The sequence below is a fragment of the Rhodopseudomonas sp. genome, from assembly GCF_036404135.1.
In the GTDB taxonomy this organism is placed as follows: domain Bacteria; phylum Pseudomonadota; class Alphaproteobacteria; order Rhizobiales; family Xanthobacteraceae; genus Rhodopseudomonas_A.
In genome coordinates this window covers 1-18,991 of sequence record NZ_DASWPE010000166.1, presented here as the reverse complement: position 1 = coordinate 18,991, position 18,991 = coordinate 1, and the positions used below count along the sequence as shown (strand labels likewise).

Below are 18,991 nucleotides of genomic sequence, written 5' to 3'. Positions count from 1 at the left end.
CGGACCGTCCGCGGGCAGACGCCTGCGGTTTGACTGACGGCCTTCGGCGTCTGCCCGCTCAACACCGCCTGCACCAACCGCTCTCGACCAATCGGCGTCAAACGGGCATTCTTGTGGATGTTCATCCGGTCCTCCTTGGATCCCTGAAGCTTCGCAACCTCAGTCTCCTCGGTCTGGATCGGATGGACAACCTATTGAAAGCTCACATCTAGAGCTCCGGTTCTGATCGAATCAGAACCGGAGCTCTAGATTGTTATTTTGACGCGTTTTCTTCACGCGAACCGGGATCCACTTCGCTCGAAAACGCCATAACATCGCGAGCCGCGCTGTCGTCTCGGATGCGCGCGGCCTGACGTTCCAGCAAGTCTCAACACATTCCATCGCCGTCATCCTGAGGCGCCCGAGCGAAGCGAGGGCCTCGAAGGATGCGGCTGCGCGTCATGCGGCTGCCACCTTACCCCGCAGCCCATCCTTCGAGGCGTAATCCGACGCGCGATGCGCGCCGGATCACGCACCTCAGGATGACGCGGAATGTGTAGTCAGCGATCAACGCGCTCACACCACGCTAAAACTCCACCACCCCCTGCGGGTCGTGCAGCCGCTGCAGCCGCTGCGCCGCGGCGATCGCAAAGCGCAGCGTGATCTGCTTGCGGGTCGGTGCGGCCAGCCGGTGCTCCGGCGCCTCGCAATGCAGATGCGCGCCATAGCCGTCGGCGACGATCAGGCCGGTGTCGCCGGGAAAGATCTCGCAGGGCAGATCCTGGGTGAAGGCGAAGAACAGCCGGTCGCAATGCGCGCGGTAATCCGGCCATTTGCTATCGGCGCGCAGATCCTCCAGCGAGGACTTGATCTCGACGATCCAGATCTCGCCGCGCCCGTTCAGCCCGACCAGATCGGCGCGGCGGCCGGACGGCAGCGGCAATTCGCTGACGCAACAAAAGCCCAGCGCGTGCAGCAGCCGCGCGGTGCCGCGCGCGATCAACAGCGCGGTCTCCGACTGCCGCCGATCCGGCGGCGGCGCCAGCTTCTGAGCGAGATGCGGGTCCATCGCCAGCCAGTTTAGCCGAACGGGCGGCCTCACCCAAGCGGCCGTTGCAGCGGAACCATGCGCCGCGAGGGCGTCTTTTCAGCTTGGCGGCGGGGCAAAAATCGGCATTGTGCAAGCATGACAGAGCTCCACGAGACCAAGGCCAAGGCCGGCGCGGCGATCATTCCGGTGACGCTGTTCCAGCAGAACTGCACGCTGTTGTGGTGCGAGAGCACCAAGAAGGCGGTGGTGATCGACCCCGGCGGCGAGGTGCCGCAGATTCTGGCGACCATCAAGAAAGCCAATGTCTCGGTCGAGAAGATCTGGCTGACCCACGGCCATATCGATCACGTCGGCGGCGCCGCCGAGCTGCGCGACGAATTGCAGGTGCCGATCGAAGGTCCGCATGTCGACGACAAATTCCTGCTCGATCGCGTGGTGGAGAGCGGCCGCAGCTTCGGCATGACCGGGGTCCGCGACGTCACGCCGGACCGCTGGCTGGCCGACGGCGAGTGCCTCAGCGTCGGCGAACTGAGCTTTGCGATCCTGCATTGTCCGGGGCATTCGCCGGGCAGCGTGGTGTATTACAACGACGCGATGCGGTTCGCGATCGTCGGCGACGTGTTGTTCGCGGGATCGGTCGGCCGCACCGATCTGCCCGGCGGCGACCACGCCACGCTGATGCGCTCGATCACCACCAAACTTTTGCCGCTCGGCGACGACGTCAGCTTCATCTGCGGTCACGGCCCCGGCTCGACCATCGGCCACGAGCGGATCAACAATCCGTTTCTCACCGGCGATATCTGAAGCCAGCAAGCGGGCCTGGCGACAGCCAGCAAGCGGGTCGGCGACGCGCCGTGGATCTGCCGTGATCTCATTTGGCGAGAGGTCTCGGCGCGATCGCAGCGGCCAAGGGCTCAGCGCGACGACCGCTGCTGCGCCGGCCGGGTGCTGGCCCATTTGCCGATCTGCGAGGAGCCGATCATCTGCTTGGGCTGATACGGGTTCAGCGTGCCGGCATTGGCCGACCAGCCCTTCTCCACGATTTCCATGGCGAACTGCTTGGCTTCGGCCTCGGACTTGAAGGTCTTGGTCGAGCGCACCATCCCGGAGGCGCGGTCATCCGACTTCACCGCTTGATCGGGACCATAGGCGACGTACCAGATATCGGGTTGGGTCATCCCGCCTTAACCATCCGGAGCCGGCCGGGTTCCGGCTTTGCGACATTTATTTGACGCAGCCATGGCCGGGCGCTGTTACGCGATGCCGCTCATGACAAAGGCCGCTGCGAGGCGGCCGTACGCGCGCAGCATCGCTGCAGGATGGCGACTGCAAGAGCCGTCATCCTGCGCGCTGCGATGGCTTATTCGACGATGTCGACGATGCGGTGGGTGGCCGGGTCGACCAGCACGGTGCGGTCGTTGACCACCGTGTAGCGATAGTTGCGCACGCCGTATTCCTGCGGAACCTCGTAATAGGTCACGCCTTCGCCGGGCAGCACGGCGCCGACCCGGACTTCATCCTGATAGCGATACGACGGATGATGCTGTTCGACCGCGTAGGTGCGGAAGCGCGGGCGCTGATCGGCGCCGAGCACGCCGGCGACGCCGCCGACCACACCACCGATCGTGCCACCAACCACGGCGCCGACCGGACCGGCGGCGCGCTCACCCTCGCGGGCGCCGCGTTCGATGCCCCCGGGGACGCCTTGCGCCTGAACCATCGCGGGGGTGGCGACGGCGATAATAACAGCGGCAGTACTAAGCAGACGACGAATCATGAGAAGCTCCGAATGTAGTGAAAGGGTTTGACGGCAGGCTAAGTCATCGGCGGCGCGGAAGTTCCGGCCGCTTTCCGGCAGATGGAGGGAACTTTGCCCGCGCAATATGGAACCGTGGCCAAACTATTGCACTGGAGCATCGTCGCGCTGCTAGCGATCCAGTATCCGATCGGCTGGTTGATGCCGGACATCCATCGCGGCCAGCAGCCGGGGACGGCGATGGCGCTGCACGTCTCGTTCGGCCTGGTCATTCTGACGCTGATGCTGCTGCGGCTGGGCTGGCGGCTCGGCCACAAGGTGGCGCCGGAGCCGTCGCTGCCGCGCTGGCAGCGCGTGGTCTCGGAGGCGGTGCACCGGCTGCTCTATGCGCTGGTGATCGCGACCACGCTGACCGGCTGGCTGTTCGCCTCGTTCCGCGGCTGGTCGCTGTCATTCTTCTTCGTGGCGCCGCTGCCGATGCTGGCCTCCGATAACGCCGCCGCCGGCAAGTTCATCAACGGCTGGCATCAGGCGCTGGAATGGACGTTGCTGGTCACGCTCGCGCTCCACATCGGCGCAGCGCTGCTGCACCGCTTCTACTATCGCGACGGCGTCCTGCAGCGCATGCTGCCCAACGAGGGTTAAGCTTGGCTGAGCCGAGTGGCGCCGGGGTTGAGCCGCCGCTCAGGCCTCGACGATCCGCTTGATCCGGGCCAACAGATCGTCGAGATCGAACGGCTTGGCGATCAGTTCCATGCCGGGCTGCAGCATGCCATCGGCAATCGCAGCGCTTTCGGCATAGCCGGTCATGAACAGCACTTTGAGGTCCGCCTGGTTTTCTCGCGCCTGATCGGCGAGCTGCCGCCCGTTCATGCCGGGCAGCCCGACGTCGGTGACCAAAAGGTCGATCCGCTGGCGCCGCAACAGCGCCAGCCCGGACGGACCATCGACCGCGGCAAAGGCGCGGTAGCCCTGCTCGTGCAGCATCTCGATGATCACGCCGCGCACCACCGGCTCGTCCTCGACCACCAGCACGGCTTCGCCGCTCGCGACATGGGCGGCGGCGGCCTCGGGCGTCACCGGCGCGACGCAGTCGCCGTGATAGCGCGGCAGATACAGGTTCGCGGTGGTGCCGCGCCCCGGCGCGCTGTCCAGCCGGACATGGCCGCCGGATTGTTGCGCGAAGCCGTAGATCATCGACAGCCCGAGCCCGGTGCCCTGGCCGATCGGCTTGGTGGTGAAGAACGGATCGAACGCCCGCGCCGCCACCTCGGGGCTCATGCCGACGCCGCTGTCGGCGACCCTTATGCAGACGTAGTCGCCGGGCAACAGCGCCAGGATGTCGGCGTTCAGCCCGGCGAACCGCGCATTGCTGCAGGCGATGCTGAGTTTGCCGCCCGACGGCATCGCGTCGCGGGCGTTGATCGCGAGGTTGAGCAACGCGCTCTCCAGCTGGTTCGGATCGCACCGCGTCGGCCACAGGCCGGCTGCGGCGGAGACCTCGAGATCGATCGCCTCGCCGATGGTCCGGCGCAGCAGATCCTCCAGCGACACCACCAGTCGATGCACGTCGACCGAGGTCGGCACCAGGGGCTGGCGCCGGGCAAAGGCCAGCAGCCGGTGGGTCAGCGCCGCGGCACGGTTGGCCGAGGTCATCGCCGCGTTGATGTAGCGCGACAGGTTCTCGGCGCGGCCCTGATCGAGCCGGATCTGCATCAGGTCGAGCGAGCCGACGATGCCGGTCAAGAGATTATTGAAATCGTGGGCGATGCCGCCGGTCAATTGGCCGACCGCTTCCATCTTCTGCGATTGCCGCAGCGCCTCCTCGGTGGCCTTCAGCCGTTCCGCGGCGAGTTTCTCTGCGGTGATGTCGCGCGCCACCGCGTAGTTGAGGTCGGCGTCCGACACCCCCGTCCAGGACAGCCAGCGATAGCTGCCGTCATGGTGGCGAAACCGGCTTTCGAACCGCACCGTGGCCTCGCCGGCGGCGAGCCGCTGCAACTGCGCCCGGGTCACGCCGTGATCGTCGGGATGCTCCAACCCGTCCGAGCTGCGGTTGAGCAATTCGGCCTCGCTCCAGCCCAGCGTCCGGGTCCACGCCGGATTGAGCGTCAGAAACAGCCCGTCGCGGTCGGTCACCAGAAGCAGATCCTGCGACACGTTCCAGATCCGGTCGCGCTCGCGGGTCTTGTCCAGCACCCGCTGCTCCAGCGTGGCGTTGAGCTGCGCCAGTTCGGCCTCGCGCTCGCGCAGCGCGCTGGCGGCGAGGTAATCCGCGGTGACGTCGCGGCACAGCACCAGCACGCCGCCGACCCGGCCGTCGTCGTCGATCGGGCTGTAGCCGTAGGTCCAGTACACCTGCTCGCGGCGGCCGTGGCGGGTCACCGGCACCAATTGGTTCTCGTGCCAGGTCGGGCCGCCGCCGCTCATCACCTGGTCGATCTGCGGCCCGATGATCGGCCAGATTTCCTCCCAGCAGGCGCGGCCGCGCTGCCCCAGCGCCGCTGGATGGCGCTCCGGGCCGAGCGTGCGGCGATAGGCGTCGTTGTAGAACTGGATCAGCTCCTCGCCCCACCAGATGAACATCGGATGGTTGGTGGTGAGCAGGAGCCGCAGCGTGGTGCGCAGGCTTTGCGGCCAGAATTGCGGCGGCCCGAGCGGGCTGGCGGCCCAATCATGGCTGCGCATCAGCGCGCCCATCTCGCCGCCGCCGGCGAGGAAATCGGCGCTCGCCGCTCGGTTGATCTCCAGCATCGGCCGACGTCTCACGCTTGGCTGCCGCTCGTTCGGGTCAGCTTAGCATCGGCGTCGGGACGCGCAAACGGTCCGCGGCGGCTTGCCGCGGCACTACTTCATCAGCCCGGCGGCGGTCAGCGCCCGAGTGATCACCGCGTTGACGTCGAAGCCGCGGCGGCCCGGCGGATCGCGCGGCTCGCTGCGGCGATTCTGCGTCGCGCGGGCCTTGCGGGCGCGCGGAATCTCTTCGAGCTGCTCGACATGGACGGCCGGCGTGGTGGTCGCAGCCACGGTGGCCGGACGATGCACGCGCTCGGTCAGCCCGAAGAATTTCGCGATGTGGTAGGACGACGAGATGCCGACATCGAGCAGATAGGCGCCCTGCATCCCGTAGCTTTCGGCGTTCTCGCCGGTGCCGAGCGGGGTGCCATGCGCCATATTGGTGATGGTGTAGGATTCCACCACGGTTTCACCCGCCGCGTTCCACCACACCTGGCGCGGATAGCCGTCGACCTTGGCGGTTGACATCGGCGAGGACGGCAATTGGTGCAGGTCGAGCCACTGCTTGACCAGTTCGTCGGCGTTCGACGGGTTGACGGTGCGGTCGGCGCTGCCGTGCCACACCGACAGCTTCGGCCACCGCCCGCGATGTTTGGAGGCGTTGCGCACCAGATTGCCGAGCTCGCGCGGCGGCCGCGACGCCGATTGCATCATCGCCGACAACGCCTGCTGCACATTGCCGGCCACCCCGAAAGGCAATCCGGCGATCACCGCGCCGGCGGCGAAGGTCTCCGGATAGGTCGCCAGCATCACCGCGGCCATCGCGCCGCCGGCCGACAGCCCGGTGACGAACACTCGGTCGCGGTCGATGTGATGGGCGAGCGCCATCTGGTCGACCATCTGCCGGATCGAGGCGGCCTCGCCGCCGCCGCGCCGGCTATCCTCCGGCACGAACCAGTTGAAGCAGCGGTTGGGATTGTTGGCATTGGTCTGCTCCGGCATCAACAGCGCAAAGCCGTAACGCCGCGCCAGCGTCGACCAGCCGGCGCCGACGTCATAGCCGGCGGCGGTCTGGGTGCAGCCATGCAGCACCACCACCAGCGGCGGCTTTTTCACCGCATCGGACGGCACACAGGACAGCATCCGCAATTGGCCCGGATTGGAGCCGAACTCGGCGGTTTCGGTCAGCCGGCTGCGCGCGGCGGCCGCCGGGGTGGCCCCGCCGTCACCGTTCAACCCGCTGATGCCGTTGAGTTTACGCAGCTGGCGGAGGAATTCGATGTTCTTTGAAAGCGACACGGCGGCTCCTGCTCCAGAATTCGGCGGGACAATCGACCACCATGGATATGGTTGCTGCACTGCAAAATAAAATAGCCCGGGCGATCAACCGCGCGTGTTCGGGCATTGCCACGGGGCGGGGTGGCGCAGCCCGCCTGCCGCCGCTCGCCCGCCCGAGTCCGACCGAAACGCCGCAACGGGATAGGGGTGTGGTCGTCGGCTCTTGCGCTCTGGCTCTCAGGGCCAGCAAATTTTTTCGGCGCCGGGTTGCGCCCCGCCCCGCGCGAGCCTTGCTATCCAAAGCTGGTTTCGCAGCCGATGAGTTCTGGCCCTCTTCGTCCACACAGCAAGTTTGTTCTTCGCCAAAAGATTTGCCCATTGCCGCGGCAGCCGAGGCGCCTGCGCCGCACGGCGACGTTCGTTGACTTGCCGCAGGCGGCCAACTAAGCGTCGAATTGCAAGAGCGGTCGCAGCTAACAACAAGGCACATCCCATGGCTTCGAGATCCATTCTGCCGGGCGCGTTACTGGCCGCGGCGCTGCTCGCCGGCAGCGTCGCGGCGCAGGCCGAGACCGCGCGGCTGCGGATCGCGCAGCAATTCGGCGTGTCCTATCTGCCTTTGATCGTCGCCAACGAAAAGGGTCTGGTCGAGCAGCACGCCAAGGCGCTCGGCATCGCGCCGCCGGTCATCGAATGGGCGAAACTATCCGGCGCCGCGGCGATGAACGAGGCGCTGATTTCCGGCTCGCTGGATTTCGCCACCGCCGGCATCACCCCGATGATCCTGACCTGGGACAAGACCCGCGCGACCGCGAAAATCATCGGCGTGGCGCCCTTGGGCTCGATGGCCAACATCCTCACCTCGAACAATCCGGCGGTGAAAACCTTGGCCGATTTCACCGAGAAGGACCGCATCGCGCTGCCCTCGGTGAAGGTCGGGTTCCAGCCGATCGTGCTGCAGATGGCCGCCGACCAGGCGTTCGGCAAATACGACAAGCTCGACGAATTGACCGTCAGCATGCCGCATCCCGACGCCACCGCGCAGATCCTGTCCGGGCATTCGGAGATCACCGCGCATTTCACCGCGCCGCCGTTCTCGCAGCAGCAGCTCGCCTCCGGCAAGGTGCATCAGGTGCTGTCGAGCTACGACGTGCTCGGCGGGCCGCACACCTTCAACGTGGTGTATTCCACCAGCAAATTCGTCGCCGAGAACCCGAAGACCATCGAGGCCTTCGTCCGCGCGCTCGACGACGCCAATGCCTGGATCAAGGCCAATCCGGCGGACGCCGCGGCGCTCTACATCAAGGCGGAAAATTCCAAGCTGGCGCCGGACTTCGTCGAGGCGATCATCCGCGACAAGGACGTCAACTTCACCACCACGCCGGAGGGCGTGCAGAAATTCGCCGAGTTCGAAGCCAAGGTCGGACTGATCAAGCAGGCGCCGGCGTCGTGGCAGGATCTGTTCCAGAGCGGACTACGCGACAAGCCGGGAAGCTGAGCGCGTGGACGCGCGGACGCCGATGGCCGGGCCGCAGATTAACGCGCCGCCGCTGTTGGTGCTCGACAATGTCAGCATCGGCTATCGTGCCCCGCGCGGACATCTGACCGCGGTCGATCGCGTCTCCTTCACGCTGGCGGCCGGCGAGCGGCTGGTGCTGCTCGGCCCCTCGGGCTGCGGTAAATCCACTTTGCTGCGCGCGGTCGGCGGCTTCCTCAAACCGAGCGCCGGCCAGATCCGGCTACACGGCAAGACGATTACCAAGCCCGGCCCCGACCGCATGACCGTGTTCCAGGAATTCGATCAGTTGCTGCCGTGGCGCAGCGTGCTCGGCAATGTCCGCTTCGCGCTGCAGCGCGGCAACGGGCTCAGCCGCCGCGATGCGACTGATGTGGCGCGCGACTGGCTCGGCCGGGTCGGGCTGGAGCGTTTCGTCGACGCCTATCCGCACACCTTGTCGGGCGGCATGAAGCAGCGCGTCGCCATCGCCCGGGCCTTGGCGCTGCGGCCGGCGCTATTGTTGATGGACGAACCCTTCGCGGCACTCGATGCATTGACCCGCCGCCACATGCAGGACGAATTGCTGGCGTTGTGCGAGGACACCGGCTCGACCACGCTGTTCGTCACCCACGGCATCGACGAGGCGATCCGCGTCGGCACACGGATTCTGGCAATGACGCCGCATCCCGGCCGGCTCGCCGCGAGCTTCGAGGTGCCGGTCGAGACCCGCGCGCGCGGCACGCCGCAATTCGCCGCACTGGAAAGCCATATCCAGCAAAGCGTGTTCGCAGATAGCGCGCCGGCGCATGCCGATGCGTGACATCGCCGCGCCCCGCCCTGCCGAAATCTCCGCGCTGCGCCGCCGGCTGATCGACGGGCCGTGGCGCCGCGCGGTGATCCTCGCCGCCCTGGCGCTGATCTGGGAGCTCTACGCGCGCTGGCTCGACAACGCGCTGCTGCTGCCGACGCTCGGCGCCACGCTCACCGCATTGTGGGACGCGATCCGCTCCGGCGAATTGCCGGATCGCACCCTGACCTCGCTGCGCGTATTGCTTTCCGGCTATTTGATCGGCATCGCGGTGGCGGCGGCCTTCACCGCGTTCGCCGCGCTATCGCGCTGGGGCAGCGAGGCGCTCGGACTGTTGACCGCGATGTTCAATCCGCTGCCGGCGATCGCGCTGTTGCCGGTGGCGCTGTTGTGGTTCGGCATCGGTACCCCGAGCCTGATCTTCGTGATCGTGCATTCGGTGCTGTGGCCGGTGGCGCTGGCCTGCCATGGCGGCTTCCTCGGCGTGCCGCCGACGCTGCGGATGGCGGGGCGCAATATCGGGCTGTCCGGCGGCCGCTTCGTGCTGCAGATCCTGGTGCCGGCGGCGTTTCCGCAGATCCTGTCCGGCCTGCGGATCGGCTGGGCGTTTGCCTGGCGCACGTTGATCGCGGCCGAACTGGTGTTCGGGGTCAGCGCGCGCTCCGGCGGGCTCGGCTGGTTCATCTACACCAACCGCGCCCAGCTCGAGACCGCCAGCGTGTTCGCCGGCCTGCTCACCGTGATCCTGATCGGCCTCGTGGTCGAAGGCCTGATCTTCCGCAGCGTTAGCAAACTCACCGTGGAACGCTGGGGCCAGCAGCAATCCTGAGTGCTGCGTAACGCCGCGCTTTGCGACTTTGGTCGCACGCCGCAGATTTGACTTTTCGGCGCGAAAGCTTTCTCCCTGATCCGGACGCTGTCCGGCGTCAATCTTTCACGTCACGGCCGCCGCCCGGCGCCCAGACTTCGCGGACCGAACCCATGTACGATGTGTTGAAGGCGCTTCACGTTCTCGGCGTGGTGCTGTTGGTCGGCAATGTCACCATCACCGCCTATTGGAAGGTGCTGGCCGACCGCACCAATGATCCGAAGATCGTGGCGCACGCGCAGCACGGCGTGAACGCCGCCGACTGGATCTTTACCCTGGCCGGCATCGCGCTGGTGATGATCGGCGGCTATGGCGCGGCCTATCTGCACGATCTGCCGCTGTTCAGTTCAGTCTGGCTGGTGGCCGGGCAGATCCTGTTCGCGGTGTCGGGCATGATGTGGCTGGGCATTCTGGTGCCGCTGCAGATCCGCCAGGGCCGCGCCGCGCGCGGCTTTGCCGCGCTCGACCGGATTCCGCTGAGCTACCTGCGCGACGCGCAGAAATGGCTGGTCTGGGGGATCATCGCCACCGTGCCGCTGGTCGCCGCCACCGTGATCATGGTGCTGAAGCCGTAGCGGCCCAACCGATCGGACGCCTTGCCATGGCCGTCATCGCAGTCAGCCCCGAGGTCGATGCCGGCGCGCTGTTGCCCGGCGCGCAGTTCATCGACGCCTACAGCGTCGGCGTGGCGCAGCCGCTCGACGCGCGGCAGGCCGCGATCCGGATGATGACGCGCTCGCCGCGCTGGGTCGCGGCGCTGATGGCGTTGCGCAACATCATGGTAGCGCCTTTGGGACTAAGCCGGCCACAGCCGGACGCCGCGCCGCGCGCCGACCGGATCGGGATTTTTCCGGTGATCAGCGAAACGCCGCAGCGGTTGATCGCCGGCTTCGACGACAGTCACCTGGATTTTCGTGTGGTGGTGGATGTCGCGCCCGCCGGCAACGGCAGCCGCGTCACAGCGAGCACGCTGGTGCTGACCCACAATCTGATCGGCCGAAGCTATCTGGCGGTGATCCTGCCGTTCCACCGCCTGGTGGTCCGCGCCATGCTGCGGCAAGTCTAGCGCGTCATAAGGCCGGGCTTCACTGTCGCGATGTCTTCCCGGCACCAGCCCGTCATTCCGGGGCGCGAGAGCGCCAGCTCGAGCGAACCCGGAATCTTGCCACGTGGGAAGCCATCAAGGGCCGTTGCGAGATTCCGGGTTCGCCTGCAGCTTCGCCGCGCGCGCGCCGGAATGACGGTGATTTTTCGCGCCCCGGCGAACGCGACCTAACCCTCGGCCGCTTCGTCGGACGTCGCGGTGCCGGTGACGGTCTCGCCGGGCTTGGCGCGTTCGGCCACCCGCATCGCCAGATCCTCGAAGTTCTGCTGCAACTGGTCGAGCGCGAAGCCGAGCGCGAAGAACTGCTCGATGCGCTCGCCGGGCAGTTGCCGTGTGGTGCCGTCTTTGCGCACCTTGGCGACCTCGACGTCATAGGCCTCCAGCGCCGCCCGCAACGGTTGCAGCGCCGGCGATTCGCCGCGGCCGCGCAGCGCCATGGCGCAGGCCGACAGATAGCCGGTCGCGGCTTCGCTGAACTCCCCCAGCACCCCGCCGAGCCGGGCCTGCAGCGACTCCGGCAACGGCGCCCCGGCGGCGCGGCCGACCATCACCAGATCGTGGCGCAGCCGCAGCAGCGTGCGCAACAACGGCGCGGTGTCCGGCCCGTTCGACAGCCCGGCGGAGCGCTCGCTTTCCGCCTCCACCGCGATTTCGCCGAGCTTGACCAGCGACACGCCGATGCCGTCCTGCAACCGGTGCAGCGCGTCGGTGTCGAGCCCGCCGGTCAGCCCGGCCAGCAATTCGCGCAGCGCCACCGCCATCAATTCCAGCGTCCGCGCCGCGGCATTGGTGGCGAGCCCGAGCGCCCGCGACGGCAGCACCACGAACGATACGGAGAGGCCGGTGATGGCGCCGACGCCGACCTCGAGCACGCGGTCGATCGTCGAATCCAGCGGGTTGACCTGGGTCATGGTCGGCACCAGCAGCACGATGATCGCCGTCACCAGGGCGACGTTGAAGCGCGGCTTGATCGCCGCGATCAGGGCCAGCGGCGCCACCACCAGCGCCAGCACCGCCAACAGCTCCCATTCGCTGTGGTGCGGCACGAAAATGGTCACCGTGCCACCATAGGCCGCGCCGCCCACGGTGCCGATCAGATAGTCGCTCGCCACCTTCAGCGAGCGGCCAACGCTGAGCTGGGTGACGATGATGGAGGTCAATACCGCCCACAGCGGCAGCCGCAGATGCACCGCCTGCGCGAACGCCAGCGCCAGCAGCGCCGCCAGCGTCACCCGCAGCGCCTGCCCGATTTGCAGCCGGCGCGGCTTCAGCTGCGCGCCGATTCGTGTTCTGAATTTGCTCATATGCCTCTTGTCAAAATGACCGTTCCGGCGAATCCGTGCCGCCGGTGTTGGCTTGTGCGCCACAGAGCATGCCGAATTGTGACTGGCAAATCGCCCCGCCCGGCGGCTTGAACGCCAGGGCCGCCGCGCCTACCCTGCCGGCCGATCCAACCGCCGGGGCCCGCCATGACCGATGAGACCGCGACGCTGGCCTCTTATGTCGCAAGGCTCGATTTCACCGCGGTTCCCGACGAGGTGCGGGCGCGGGCGAAAAGCCTGACGCTGGATTTTCTCGGCAGCGCGATCCGGGCGCGTCGCGACGCCGAATCGACGCCTTCGCTGCTCAAGACGTTGCAAGCGCTGTCGCTCGACGGCGAAGGCCCGGCGACCGTGTTCGGCTGTGACCGCGGCTGGACCCCGGCGGTGGCCGCATTGCTCAACGGCGCGCTCGGCCATTCGCTGGATTTCGACGACACCCACGCGGATTCCTCGCTGCACCCTTCCGCCCCGGTGGTGCCGGCAGCCTTTGCGGTCGGCGAGTTGGTCGGCGCGTCGGGGGCCGAGGTGTTGACCGCGATCGTCGCCGGCTATGAGGTGTGCTGCCGGCTCGGCAGTGCGCTGGATCCCGCCTCGCATTACGCCCGCGGCTTTCATCCCACCGCCACCGCAGGAAGCTTCGGCGCCGCCGCGGCGGCAGCGAAATTGTTCAAGCTGTCGCAGGATGAGATCGTGGCGGCGTTCGGCGTCGCCGGCAGCCAGGCCGCGGGCTCCTTGCAGTTCTTGGTCAACGGCGGCTGGAACAAGCGCTACCAGGTCGGCGCCGCTTCGATGAACGGGGTGATCGCCGCGACTTTGGCGCGCAACGGTTTTCTCGGCGCCACGCAATCGATCGAGGGCAAGCACGGCCTGTTGGCCGGCTACAGCGACGACGCCCATCCGGAGAAAGCGGTGGCCGGGCTCGGCGCGGTGTACGAGACCATGAAGATCGGGGTGAAGCCCTATCCGAGCTGCCGCTACACCCATGCGGCGATCGACGCGCTGATCGCGATGCGCCGCGCGCATAATCTGACACCCGATCAGATCAGCCGCGTCAGCATCGGGCTGCATCGCAACGGCATCACGCTGACCGCAGATGCCGCCACCAAGCGGCATCCGCGCTCGATCGTCGCCGGACAATTCTCGATGTATTTCACAGGCGCCCTGGCGCTTGCGCAAGGCCGCTTCGGCTGGGACGACTATGCCAGGCTCGGCGATCCTTCGATCGAGGCTTTGGCCGACAAATTCGACGTGGTGCAGGACGCGCGGCTGGAAGGCAAAACCCATCCGTTCGGCGCGCATGTCGCGATCAGCACCGGGGATGGCGTGCAGGAGCGGCTGATCGCCGATCCGTCCGGCGAGCCGGGTGCGTTTCCGAGTGCCGAGGCCATGCAACAGAAATTCCTGCAACTGGCCCGCCCGGTGCTGAATGGCGGCGCCGAACGATTCGCCGACGCCATGCTGTCGCTGGAGCGGTTCGCCCGCGTCGCCGAGGTTGCAATGCTGGGGCGGTGTAGCTCGTCCGCAGTTTGATTGCCGGCCGGTTGCGCGTTGACGCGGGTTTTGTTGAAGCGCTTCCGCCTACTCCGCCGTCATCCTGAGGAGCCCGGCGAAGCGCGTAGCGCGAAGCCGGGTGTCTCGAAGGATGGCCGCGGGGCGCACGGCGGCCGCATCCTTCGAGGCTCGCCGCAAGAGCGGCTTCGCACCTCAGGATGACGGCGCTCAGGATGATTGCGCTGGGCCTCGGCATGACGGCTGGTGTGTTGCCGGGCGCTTCCGCCAGGCTACTTCCGCACGCAGATCAGCCGCAGCACCGCGGTCTTGGCGTCGCCGGCCGGCGCTGCCACCGTCGCCACCGCATGGTCCTTGAGAAAGCCGCGCACCGTCTCGGCCGGCACCAGCATGGCCTGTGCCGGCGCCGCACCATTAGCAGCGCCGGCGAACAGCACCGGCTTCAACAGCACGAGGCCGGCGAATTGGCCCTCGGCATCGACCGCCGCGGCGCCGGAAAACCCCAGCCCCGGCGCCGGCGTCAGCGCCAGATCGCGGCCGGCGCCGACCGCGGTGATCTGCGCCTTGACGCGGCTTGCCGCCGCGCCGCCGCCCTGGCTCTGCGGATCGGCGATGCCGATCAGGTCGACGCTCGGCTTCGCAGGCCCGCCGCCGAGCCCGAGCGGCTTCAGCCCCTGCGCGCCATAGACCCGCAGCAGCGCCAGATCGTGCTCCTTGTCCTCGGCGGCCTTGTCGGCATGGCCGAGCCCGGCGACCACGATCGCCTGGCAGCCGTCGACCGCCTGACGGTCGGCGAGGATCGCGCCGTCGGCGCTGACCACCACCCCGCTGGAATATTCCACCGCTTTGCGCAGCGGCGGGCCGGACGCCTGCGCACCCGCCGGGAACGGATTGAACGCGCTCGACATCGCGATCACCACCGGCTCCATGGTGCCTTCGGTGGCCTGGTCATACAGGATGGTCAGGACCCGCACCTCGGAATCCTTGAAGCTGCCGCGGACGTAGAATTTCTTCAGCCCCTGCGTCCCCGACAGCACGAAGAAGTCCGGCTTCACCGCGCTGTACTCGACCTTGCGGCCGGGCTCCTTCTTCTCCTGCTCGGCGAGCTTGGCGCTGGTGGGGGCGGCCTCCTTGCGGCGGCTGAGCTGGATCTGGATGGTGCCGGTCGAGGAACTCCATTTCGCGCCATTGGCGTCGCTCGCCTGCAGCGGCACCAGCTTCAGCGGCAGCCCGAGCCGCGCGCCGGTCAACGGATCGCTGACCAGCTTCCAGTCAACATTGTCCTGCGCTTTTTTGGCGACCTCGGCGAGCGTACCGCGCTCCTGCGGATTGAGCACGCCGGTCGGCTTGCCGCCGCGGTCGGTTTGGAACGCCTTGATCGCGGCCACCATGCGCTCGGAGACCTCGCCATTGATCGCACCGTTGTAATGCCCGGCCCAGGTGAGATCCGACTGGATCGCGCTGCGCTCGGCCTGCGCCATCGCATTGGCGGTATCGGCCGGGGTTTGCAGCGCCGGGCGGATCGCGACGGTGGCAACCGGCTTCGGTTTGCCGCCATTGCCGGCCGGCGGCGAGGTCTGCGCCGCGGCGGCGGTCGCGGCGGCCATCATCAAGGTTGCGGCGAGCATCGTTCTCATGACATTCCTGCCTGCGCGAGACCGCGCGCAGCTAACCACAAATGCTTGGTCGGCGACAGCCGTGCGCGGGTTCAGGACAAGGTCCCCATCATGCTAAACGCCGACGAACTGGAACGCTACGCCCGCCACATCGTGCTGCGCGAGGTCGGCGGCCCCGGCCAGGCCAGGCTGCAGGCGGCCTCGGTGCTGGTGATCGGCGCCGGCGGGCTCGGTGCGCCGTCGCTGATGTATCTCGCCGCCGCCGGCGTCGGCAGGCTCGGCGTGGTCGACGACGACACCGTGTCGCTGTCCAACCTGCAGCGCCAGATCATCCACGCCACGCCCGACATCGGCCGCAGCAAGGTCGACAGCGCCGAGCAGCGCATCGCAGCGCTCAATCCGCACGTCCGCGTCGTCCGCCATCCGATGCGGATCGACGCCGACAACGCGCTGGACTTGATCGGCGGCTACGATCTGGTGCTCGACGGCTCGGACAATTTCGCCACCCGCTATCTGGTGTCCGACGCCTGCTACCTGGCGAAGAAGCCGCTGATCACCGGCGCGCTCGGGGTGTTCGACGGCTCGCTGACCACGATCCGCGCCCATGAGCGCAATGCCGACGGCGAACTCAACCCGACCTATCGCTGCCTGTTTCCGGAAGCGCCGCCGCCCGGCACGGTGCCGAGCTGCCAGGAGGCCGGCGTGCTCGGCGCGCTCGCCGGCGTGCTCGGTTCAATGATGGCGCTGGAGGCGATCCGCGAGATCGTCGGCTTCGGCGACGGCCTAGTCGGCCGGCTCTTGATGATCGACGCCCGCGCGATGCGGTTCGAAACCCTGCGCTACAACCGCGACCCGGCCAATCCGTTAAACGGCGACGCGCCGACGATCATGGATTTGAGCGGGCACGCGTGAGCGGCGAGCGTTCTTGCCTTATGATGCACCGCTGCCTCATCGACATTGCGCAATTGCAGAAGCCAGATCGGGCTCTTTCTTCACCCTCCCCTGGAGGGGGAGGGTCGCCTGCGCCGTAAGGCGCGGGCGGGGTGGGGTGAAAGCCTGCGTGGTGGACGCATCGATACACATCGACGCTGTCACCCCACCCCGGCGCGCATCCGCTGCGCGAATGCACGCCGACCCTCCCCCTCAAAAGGGGAGGGTCAAGCAAGGCCCCTGGGCAGCCCAGCCTTAGAATTAGGCCGTCATCCGCTTCTCGCTGTCGAGATGCACAAGGTGCTCGTCGGGGTAACGCCCGCCGGCGGCGACGTCGGGCGGAAACGCGCTGGCGAGCCTCGCCAGATGCGCCGGCGAGAGTTTCACATCGAGCGCGCCCAGCGCCTCGGTCAGCCGCTCGCGGCGCCGCGCCCCGACCAGCGGCACGATGTCCTTGCCCTGCGCCGCCACCCAGGCGATCGCCACCTGCGCCACCGAGGCGCCGAGTTCATCGGCGACCTCGCGCAGCCGCTCCACCAGCGCCAGGTTGGCGTCGAGATTGGCGCCGGAAAACCGCGGGCTGACATTGCGGAAATCCTTCGCCGCGCCGTTGCCCTTCTGCCAATGCCCGCTGATCAGGCCGCGCGACAACACGCCATAGGCGGTGATGCCGATGCCGAGTTCGCGGCAGGTCGGCAGGATGTCGGCCTCGATGCCGCGCGAGATCAGCGAATATTCGATCTGCAGATCGGCGATCGGATGCACCTTGGCGGCGCGGCGGATGGTGTCGGCGCTGACTTCGGACAGCCCGATATGTTTGACATAGCCGGCCTGCACCATCTCGGCGATCGCGCCCACGGTGTCCTCGATCGGCACGTTGGGATCGAGCCGCGCCGGACGATAAATGTCGATATGCTCGACGCCGAGCCGGCCCAGCGAATAAGCGAGGAAATTCTTCACCGCCAGCGGGCGGCCGTCATAGCCGGTGAAACCGCCGGCGGGATCGCGCAGCGCACCGAATTTGACGCTGATCTGCACGCCGTCTCGGCCACGGGCCGCCAACGCCTCGCGGATCAGCAGCTCGTTGTGGCCGATGCCGTAGAAATCGCCGGTGTCGAGCAAAGTGATGCCGGCGTCGAGCGCGGCGTGGATCGTGGCGATGCTCTCGCCGCGGTCGGCGGGACCGTAGAAATCCGACATGCCCATGCAGCCGAGCCCGAGGGCGGAGACGGTCGGGCCGCTGCGGCCGAGTGTGCGCTTGTCCATGGTGGAGCCTCCAGAAAGGCCGCGGATGATCCGGCGGCGTTGCGTGGAGCTGATATGGCGCGGTTTCGATCCCGCGATAAGCTGGACAATCCGGAAAGGCTTGTTCAACATAGCGCACAATGACCGATCTCGACCTGCGCGATCTTGCCGCCTTCGTCGCCGTGGCGCGGACCCGCAATTTCCGCCGCGCCGCGGTGGAAAGCGGCGTCTCGGTGTCCGGGCTGAGCCAGCGGCTGCGCGACATCGAGGAGCGGCTGGGGGTGCGGCTGTTGCACCGCACCACCCGCAGCGTGGCGCTGACCGAGGCCGGCGAAGTGCTGCTGGCGCGGGTCGGCCCGGCCTTGCGCGACGTCGACGCGGCGCTCGACCAGGTCCGCGGGTTGCGCGGCGTGCCGGCCGGGCGGCTGCGCATCAACGCGCCGGCGCCGGCGGTCGATCTGGTGCTGGCGCCGATGGTGACGCCGTTTCTCGCCGCCTATCCGCAGATCGAGCTGGAGATCGTGGCGCAGACCTCGCTGATCGACATCGTCGCCGCCGGCTTCGACGCCGGGGTGCGCTATGGCGAGCATCTGGCGCAGGACATGATCGCGGTGTCGCTGGGACCGCCGGAGCGCTTCGTGGTGGTGGCGTCGCCGGATTATGTCGCGCAGCATGGCGCGCCGCGGCAGCCGCAGGATCTGTTCGCGCATCGCTGCATCCGGATCCGGTTCGAAAGCGGCGCGATGCCGGACTGGGAGTTCGAAAACGCCGGCCGCGTGGTCCGGGTGACGCCGCGCGGCCCGCTCTTGGTGAGCTATTCACAGCTGGCGATCCGCGCCGCGCTGGACGGACTCGGCTTCTTTGCGACCTTCGAGGGCTATGTCCGCGACGACATCGCCGCCGGCCGGCTGGTCAGCGTGCTGGAGGACTGGTGCGAGCCGTTTCCCGGGCCGTTTCTGTACTACCCGAGCCGGCGCCAGCCGCCGCCGGCGCTGGCGGCGTTCATCGGCTTCGTCGCGCAGTGGCGGAAGCGGGCACGGGCCGCCATTGCTTCACCCTCCCCTGGAAGGGGAGGGTGAAAGAGCGCGCTGCCGGCGTTGCGGGCGGATCGATAGTGGTCCGGGTGCTGCGCGGTGCGCGCCGAAATCGCAAACGCCGTCATCCTTGTAACTTAAATTCTGCTGGGCGAGGCGGTAGGCTGTCTCGCGCGGTGGCGGACGAGAGACCGGGTCATCCGAGGGCTTTGAAGCCCGAACCTCAGCTTGGGCCTTCGTCCGTCGTTCCATCGAA

Annotated in this window: 19 protein-coding genes; 10 read left to right on the top strand and 9 right to left on the bottom strand. The window is 67.6% G+C overall.

Features of this window, described 5'->3' with window-relative positions:
- The coding region (locus VGC77_RS19255; RefSeq protein WP_331173176.1) for a leucine zipper domain-containing protein at positions 1 to 125 on the bottom strand (125 nt) is incomplete at its 3' end.
- A gap of 440 nt (positions 126 to 565) precedes the next feature.
- Positions 566 to 1,048, bottom strand: a complete 483-nt coding sequence (locus tag VGC77_RS19250) for an MmcB family DNA repair protein (protein ID WP_331173175.1) — start codon at positions 1,046 to 1,048, stop codon at positions 566 to 568.
- Between the two features lie 117 nt (positions 1,049 to 1,165).
- Here VGC77_RS19250 and VGC77_RS19245 point away from each other — a divergent pair, with 117 nt between their 5' ends.
- Positions 1,166 to 1,834 (top strand): MBL fold metallo-hydrolase, encoded by a 669-nt coding sequence (locus tag VGC77_RS19245; RefSeq protein WP_331173172.1) that lies wholly within the window; start codon positions 1,166 to 1,168, stop codon positions 1,832 to 1,834.
- A 110-nt stretch (positions 1,835 to 1,944) separates the two neighbouring features.
- On the opposite strand, the gene VGC77_RS19240 is transcribed toward VGC77_RS19245, so the two are convergent.
- Both VGC77_RS19240 and VGC77_RS19235 read right to left on the bottom strand, forming a co-directional pair.
- Complete coding sequence (locus VGC77_RS19240; protein ID WP_331173171.1) at positions 1,945 to 2,208, bottom strand: hypothetical protein; 264 nt, start codon at positions 2,206 to 2,208, stop codon at positions 1,945 to 1,947.
- A gap of 182 nt (positions 2,209 to 2,390) precedes the next feature.
- Positions 2,391 to 2,807 carry a DUF1236 domain-containing protein gene (locus tag VGC77_RS19235; RefSeq protein WP_331173170.1) on the bottom strand — a complete coding sequence of 139 codons (417 nt, stop codon included), beginning with the start codon at positions 2,805 to 2,807 and terminating at the stop codon, positions 2,391 to 2,393.
- Positions 2,808 to 2,888: 81 nt separating this feature from the next.
- Here VGC77_RS19235 and VGC77_RS19230 point away from each other — a divergent pair, with 81 nt between their 5' ends.
- A complete protein-coding gene (locus VGC77_RS19230) occupies positions 2,889 to 3,431 on the top strand; it encodes a cytochrome b (RefSeq protein WP_331173169.1) in 543 nt (180 codons plus the stop codon).
- 39 nt (positions 3,432 to 3,470) lie between these two features.
- Here VGC77_RS19230 and VGC77_RS19225 read toward each other — a convergent pair whose 3' ends face one another.
- Positions 3,471 to 5,486: a hybrid sensor histidine kinase/response regulator gene (locus tag VGC77_RS19225; protein WP_414709698.1), complete on the bottom strand. Its 2,016-nt coding sequence runs from the start codon at positions 5,484 to 5,486 to the stop codon at positions 3,471 to 3,473.
- A gap of 147 nt (positions 5,487 to 5,633) precedes the next feature.
- Positions 5,634 to 6,821 (bottom strand): PHB depolymerase family esterase, encoded by a 1,188-nt coding sequence (locus VGC77_RS19220; RefSeq protein ID WP_331173168.1) that lies wholly within the window; start codon positions 6,819 to 6,821, stop codon positions 5,634 to 5,636.
- Positions 6,822 to 7,293: 472 nt separating this feature from the next.
- Between VGC77_RS19220 and VGC77_RS19215 the strand changes: the two genes are divergently transcribed.
- The 5 genes from VGC77_RS19215 (at position 7,294) to VGC77_RS19195 (ending at position 11,040) form a co-directional block, all read left to right on the top strand.
- Complete coding sequence (locus VGC77_RS19215; RefSeq protein ID WP_331173167.1) at positions 7,294 to 8,298, top strand: ABC transporter substrate-binding protein; 1,005 nt, start codon at positions 7,294 to 7,296, stop codon at positions 8,296 to 8,298.
- 22 nt (positions 8,299 to 8,320) lie between these two features.
- Entirely contained in the window at positions 8,321 to 9,118 is a 798-nt protein-coding gene (locus VGC77_RS19210; protein ID WP_331173173.1) for an ABC transporter ATP-binding protein, read from the top strand.
- Positions 9,111 to 9,935, top strand: a complete 825-nt coding sequence (locus tag VGC77_RS19205; RefSeq protein WP_331173166.1) for an ABC transporter permease — start codon at positions 9,111 to 9,113, stop codon at positions 9,933 to 9,935. The genes VGC77_RS19210 and VGC77_RS19205 overlap by 8 nt, the downstream gene beginning before the upstream one ends.
- Positions 9,936 to 10,087: 152 nt before the next feature.
- A complete protein-coding gene (locus VGC77_RS19200; RefSeq protein WP_331173165.1) occupies positions 10,088 to 10,549 on the top strand; it encodes a DUF2269 family protein in 462 nt (153 codons plus the stop codon).
- Positions 10,550 to 10,575: 26 nt separating this feature from the next.
- A complete protein-coding gene (locus VGC77_RS19195; protein ID WP_331173164.1) occupies positions 10,576 to 11,040 on the top strand; it encodes a DUF2867 domain-containing protein in 465 nt (154 codons plus the stop codon).
- A gap of 206 nt (positions 11,041 to 11,246) precedes the next feature.
- On the opposite strand, the gene VGC77_RS19190 is transcribed toward VGC77_RS19195, so the two are convergent.
- The gene (locus VGC77_RS19190; protein ID WP_331173163.1) at positions 11,247 to 12,383 is read right to left on the bottom strand and encodes an FUSC family protein; all 1,137 of its coding nucleotides are present in this window, start codon (positions 12,381 to 12,383) and stop codon (positions 11,247 to 11,249) included.
- Positions 12,384 to 12,548: 165 nt separating this feature from the next.
- On the opposite strand from VGC77_RS19190, the gene VGC77_RS19185 reads away from it, so the two are divergent.
- A complete protein-coding gene (locus tag VGC77_RS19185; RefSeq protein ID WP_331173162.1) occupies positions 12,549 to 13,931 on the top strand; it encodes an MmgE/PrpD family protein in 1,383 nt (460 codons plus the stop codon).
- Between the two features lie 251 nt (positions 13,932 to 14,182).
- Here the strand turns inward: VGC77_RS19185 and VGC77_RS19180 are convergent, their stop codons facing one another.
- A complete protein-coding gene (locus tag VGC77_RS19180) occupies positions 14,183 to 15,547 on the bottom strand; it encodes a serine protease (protein ID WP_331173161.1) in 1,365 nt (454 codons plus the stop codon).
- Positions 15,548 to 15,637: 90 nt separating this feature from the next.
- Here VGC77_RS19180 and VGC77_RS19175 point away from each other — a divergent pair, with 90 nt between their 5' ends.
- The gene (locus VGC77_RS19175; RefSeq protein ID WP_331173160.1) at positions 15,638 to 16,438 is read left to right on the top strand and encodes a molybdopterin-synthase adenylyltransferase MoeB; all 801 of its coding nucleotides are present in this window, start codon (positions 15,638 to 15,640) and stop codon (positions 16,436 to 16,438) included.
- Between the two features lie 279 nt (positions 16,439 to 16,717).
- On the opposite strand, the gene VGC77_RS19170 is transcribed toward VGC77_RS19175, so the two are convergent.
- On the bottom strand, positions 16,718 to 17,722 hold the full coding sequence (locus tag VGC77_RS19170; protein ID WP_331173159.1) for an aldo/keto reductase: 1,005 nt from the start codon (positions 17,720 to 17,722) through the stop codon (positions 16,718 to 16,720).
- A 119-nt stretch (positions 17,723 to 17,841) separates the two neighbouring features.
- On the opposite strand from VGC77_RS19170, the gene VGC77_RS19165 reads away from it, so the two are divergent.
- Entirely contained in the window at positions 17,842 to 18,780 is a 939-nt protein-coding gene (locus VGC77_RS19165) for a LysR family transcriptional regulator (RefSeq protein ID WP_331173158.1), read from the top strand.
- Positions 18,781 to 18,991: the final 211 nt, after the last annotated feature.

Coding starts and splice junctions, on each gene's coding strand:
- VGC77_RS19250 (WP_331173175.1), bottom strand. CDS start 1,048: ATGGACCCGCATCTCGCTCAGAAGCTGGCGCCGCCGCCGGATCGGCGG.
- VGC77_RS19245 (WP_331173172.1), top strand. CDS start 1,166: ATGACAGAGCTCCACGAGACCAAGGCCAAGGCCGGCGCGGCGATCATT.
- VGC77_RS19240 (WP_331173171.1), bottom strand. CDS start 2,208: ATGACCCAACCCGATATCTGGTACGTCGCCTATGGTCCCGATCAAGCG.
- VGC77_RS19235 (WP_331173170.1), bottom strand. CDS start 2,807: ATGATTCGTCGTCTGCTTAGTACTGCCGCTGTTATTATCGCCGTCGCC.
- VGC77_RS19230 (WP_331173169.1), top strand. CDS start 2,889: ATGGAGGGAACTTTGCCCGCGCAATATGGAACCGTGGCCAAACTATTG.
- VGC77_RS19225 (WP_414709698.1), bottom strand. CDS start 5,486: ATGGGCGCGCTGATGCGCAGCCATGATTGGGCCGCCAGCCCGCTCGGG.
- VGC77_RS19215 (WP_331173167.1), top strand. CDS start 7,294: ATGGCTTCGAGATCCATTCTGCCGGGCGCGTTACTGGCCGCGGCGCTG.
- VGC77_RS19210 (WP_331173173.1), top strand. CDS start 8,321: ATGGCCGGGCCGCAGATTAACGCGCCGCCGCTGTTGGTGCTCGACAAT.
- VGC77_RS19205 (WP_331173166.1), top strand. CDS start 9,111: ATGCGTGACATCGCCGCGCCCCGCCCTGCCGAAATCTCCGCGCTGCGC.
- VGC77_RS19200 (WP_331173165.1), top strand. CDS start 10,088: ATGTACGATGTGTTGAAGGCGCTTCACGTTCTCGGCGTGGTGCTGTTG.
- VGC77_RS19195 (WP_331173164.1), top strand. CDS start 10,576: ATGGCCGTCATCGCAGTCAGCCCCGAGGTCGATGCCGGCGCGCTGTTG.
- VGC77_RS19190 (WP_331173163.1), bottom strand. CDS start 12,383: ATGAGCAAATTCAGAACACGAATCGGCGCGCAGCTGAAGCCGCGCCGG.
- VGC77_RS19185 (WP_331173162.1), top strand. CDS start 12,549: ATGACCGATGAGACCGCGACGCTGGCCTCTTATGTCGCAAGGCTCGAT.
- VGC77_RS19180 (WP_331173161.1), bottom strand. CDS start 15,547: ATGAGAACGATGCTCGCCGCAACCTTGATGATGGCCGCCGCGACCGCC.
- VGC77_RS19175 (WP_331173160.1), top strand. CDS start 15,638: ATGCTAAACGCCGACGAACTGGAACGCTACGCCCGCCACATCGTGCTG.
- VGC77_RS19170 (WP_331173159.1), bottom strand. CDS start 17,722: ATGGACAAGCGCACACTCGGCCGCAGCGGCCCGACCGTCTCCGCCCTC.
- VGC77_RS19165 (WP_331173158.1), top strand. CDS start 17,842: ATGACCGATCTCGACCTGCGCGATCTTGCCGCCTTCGTCGCCGTGGCG.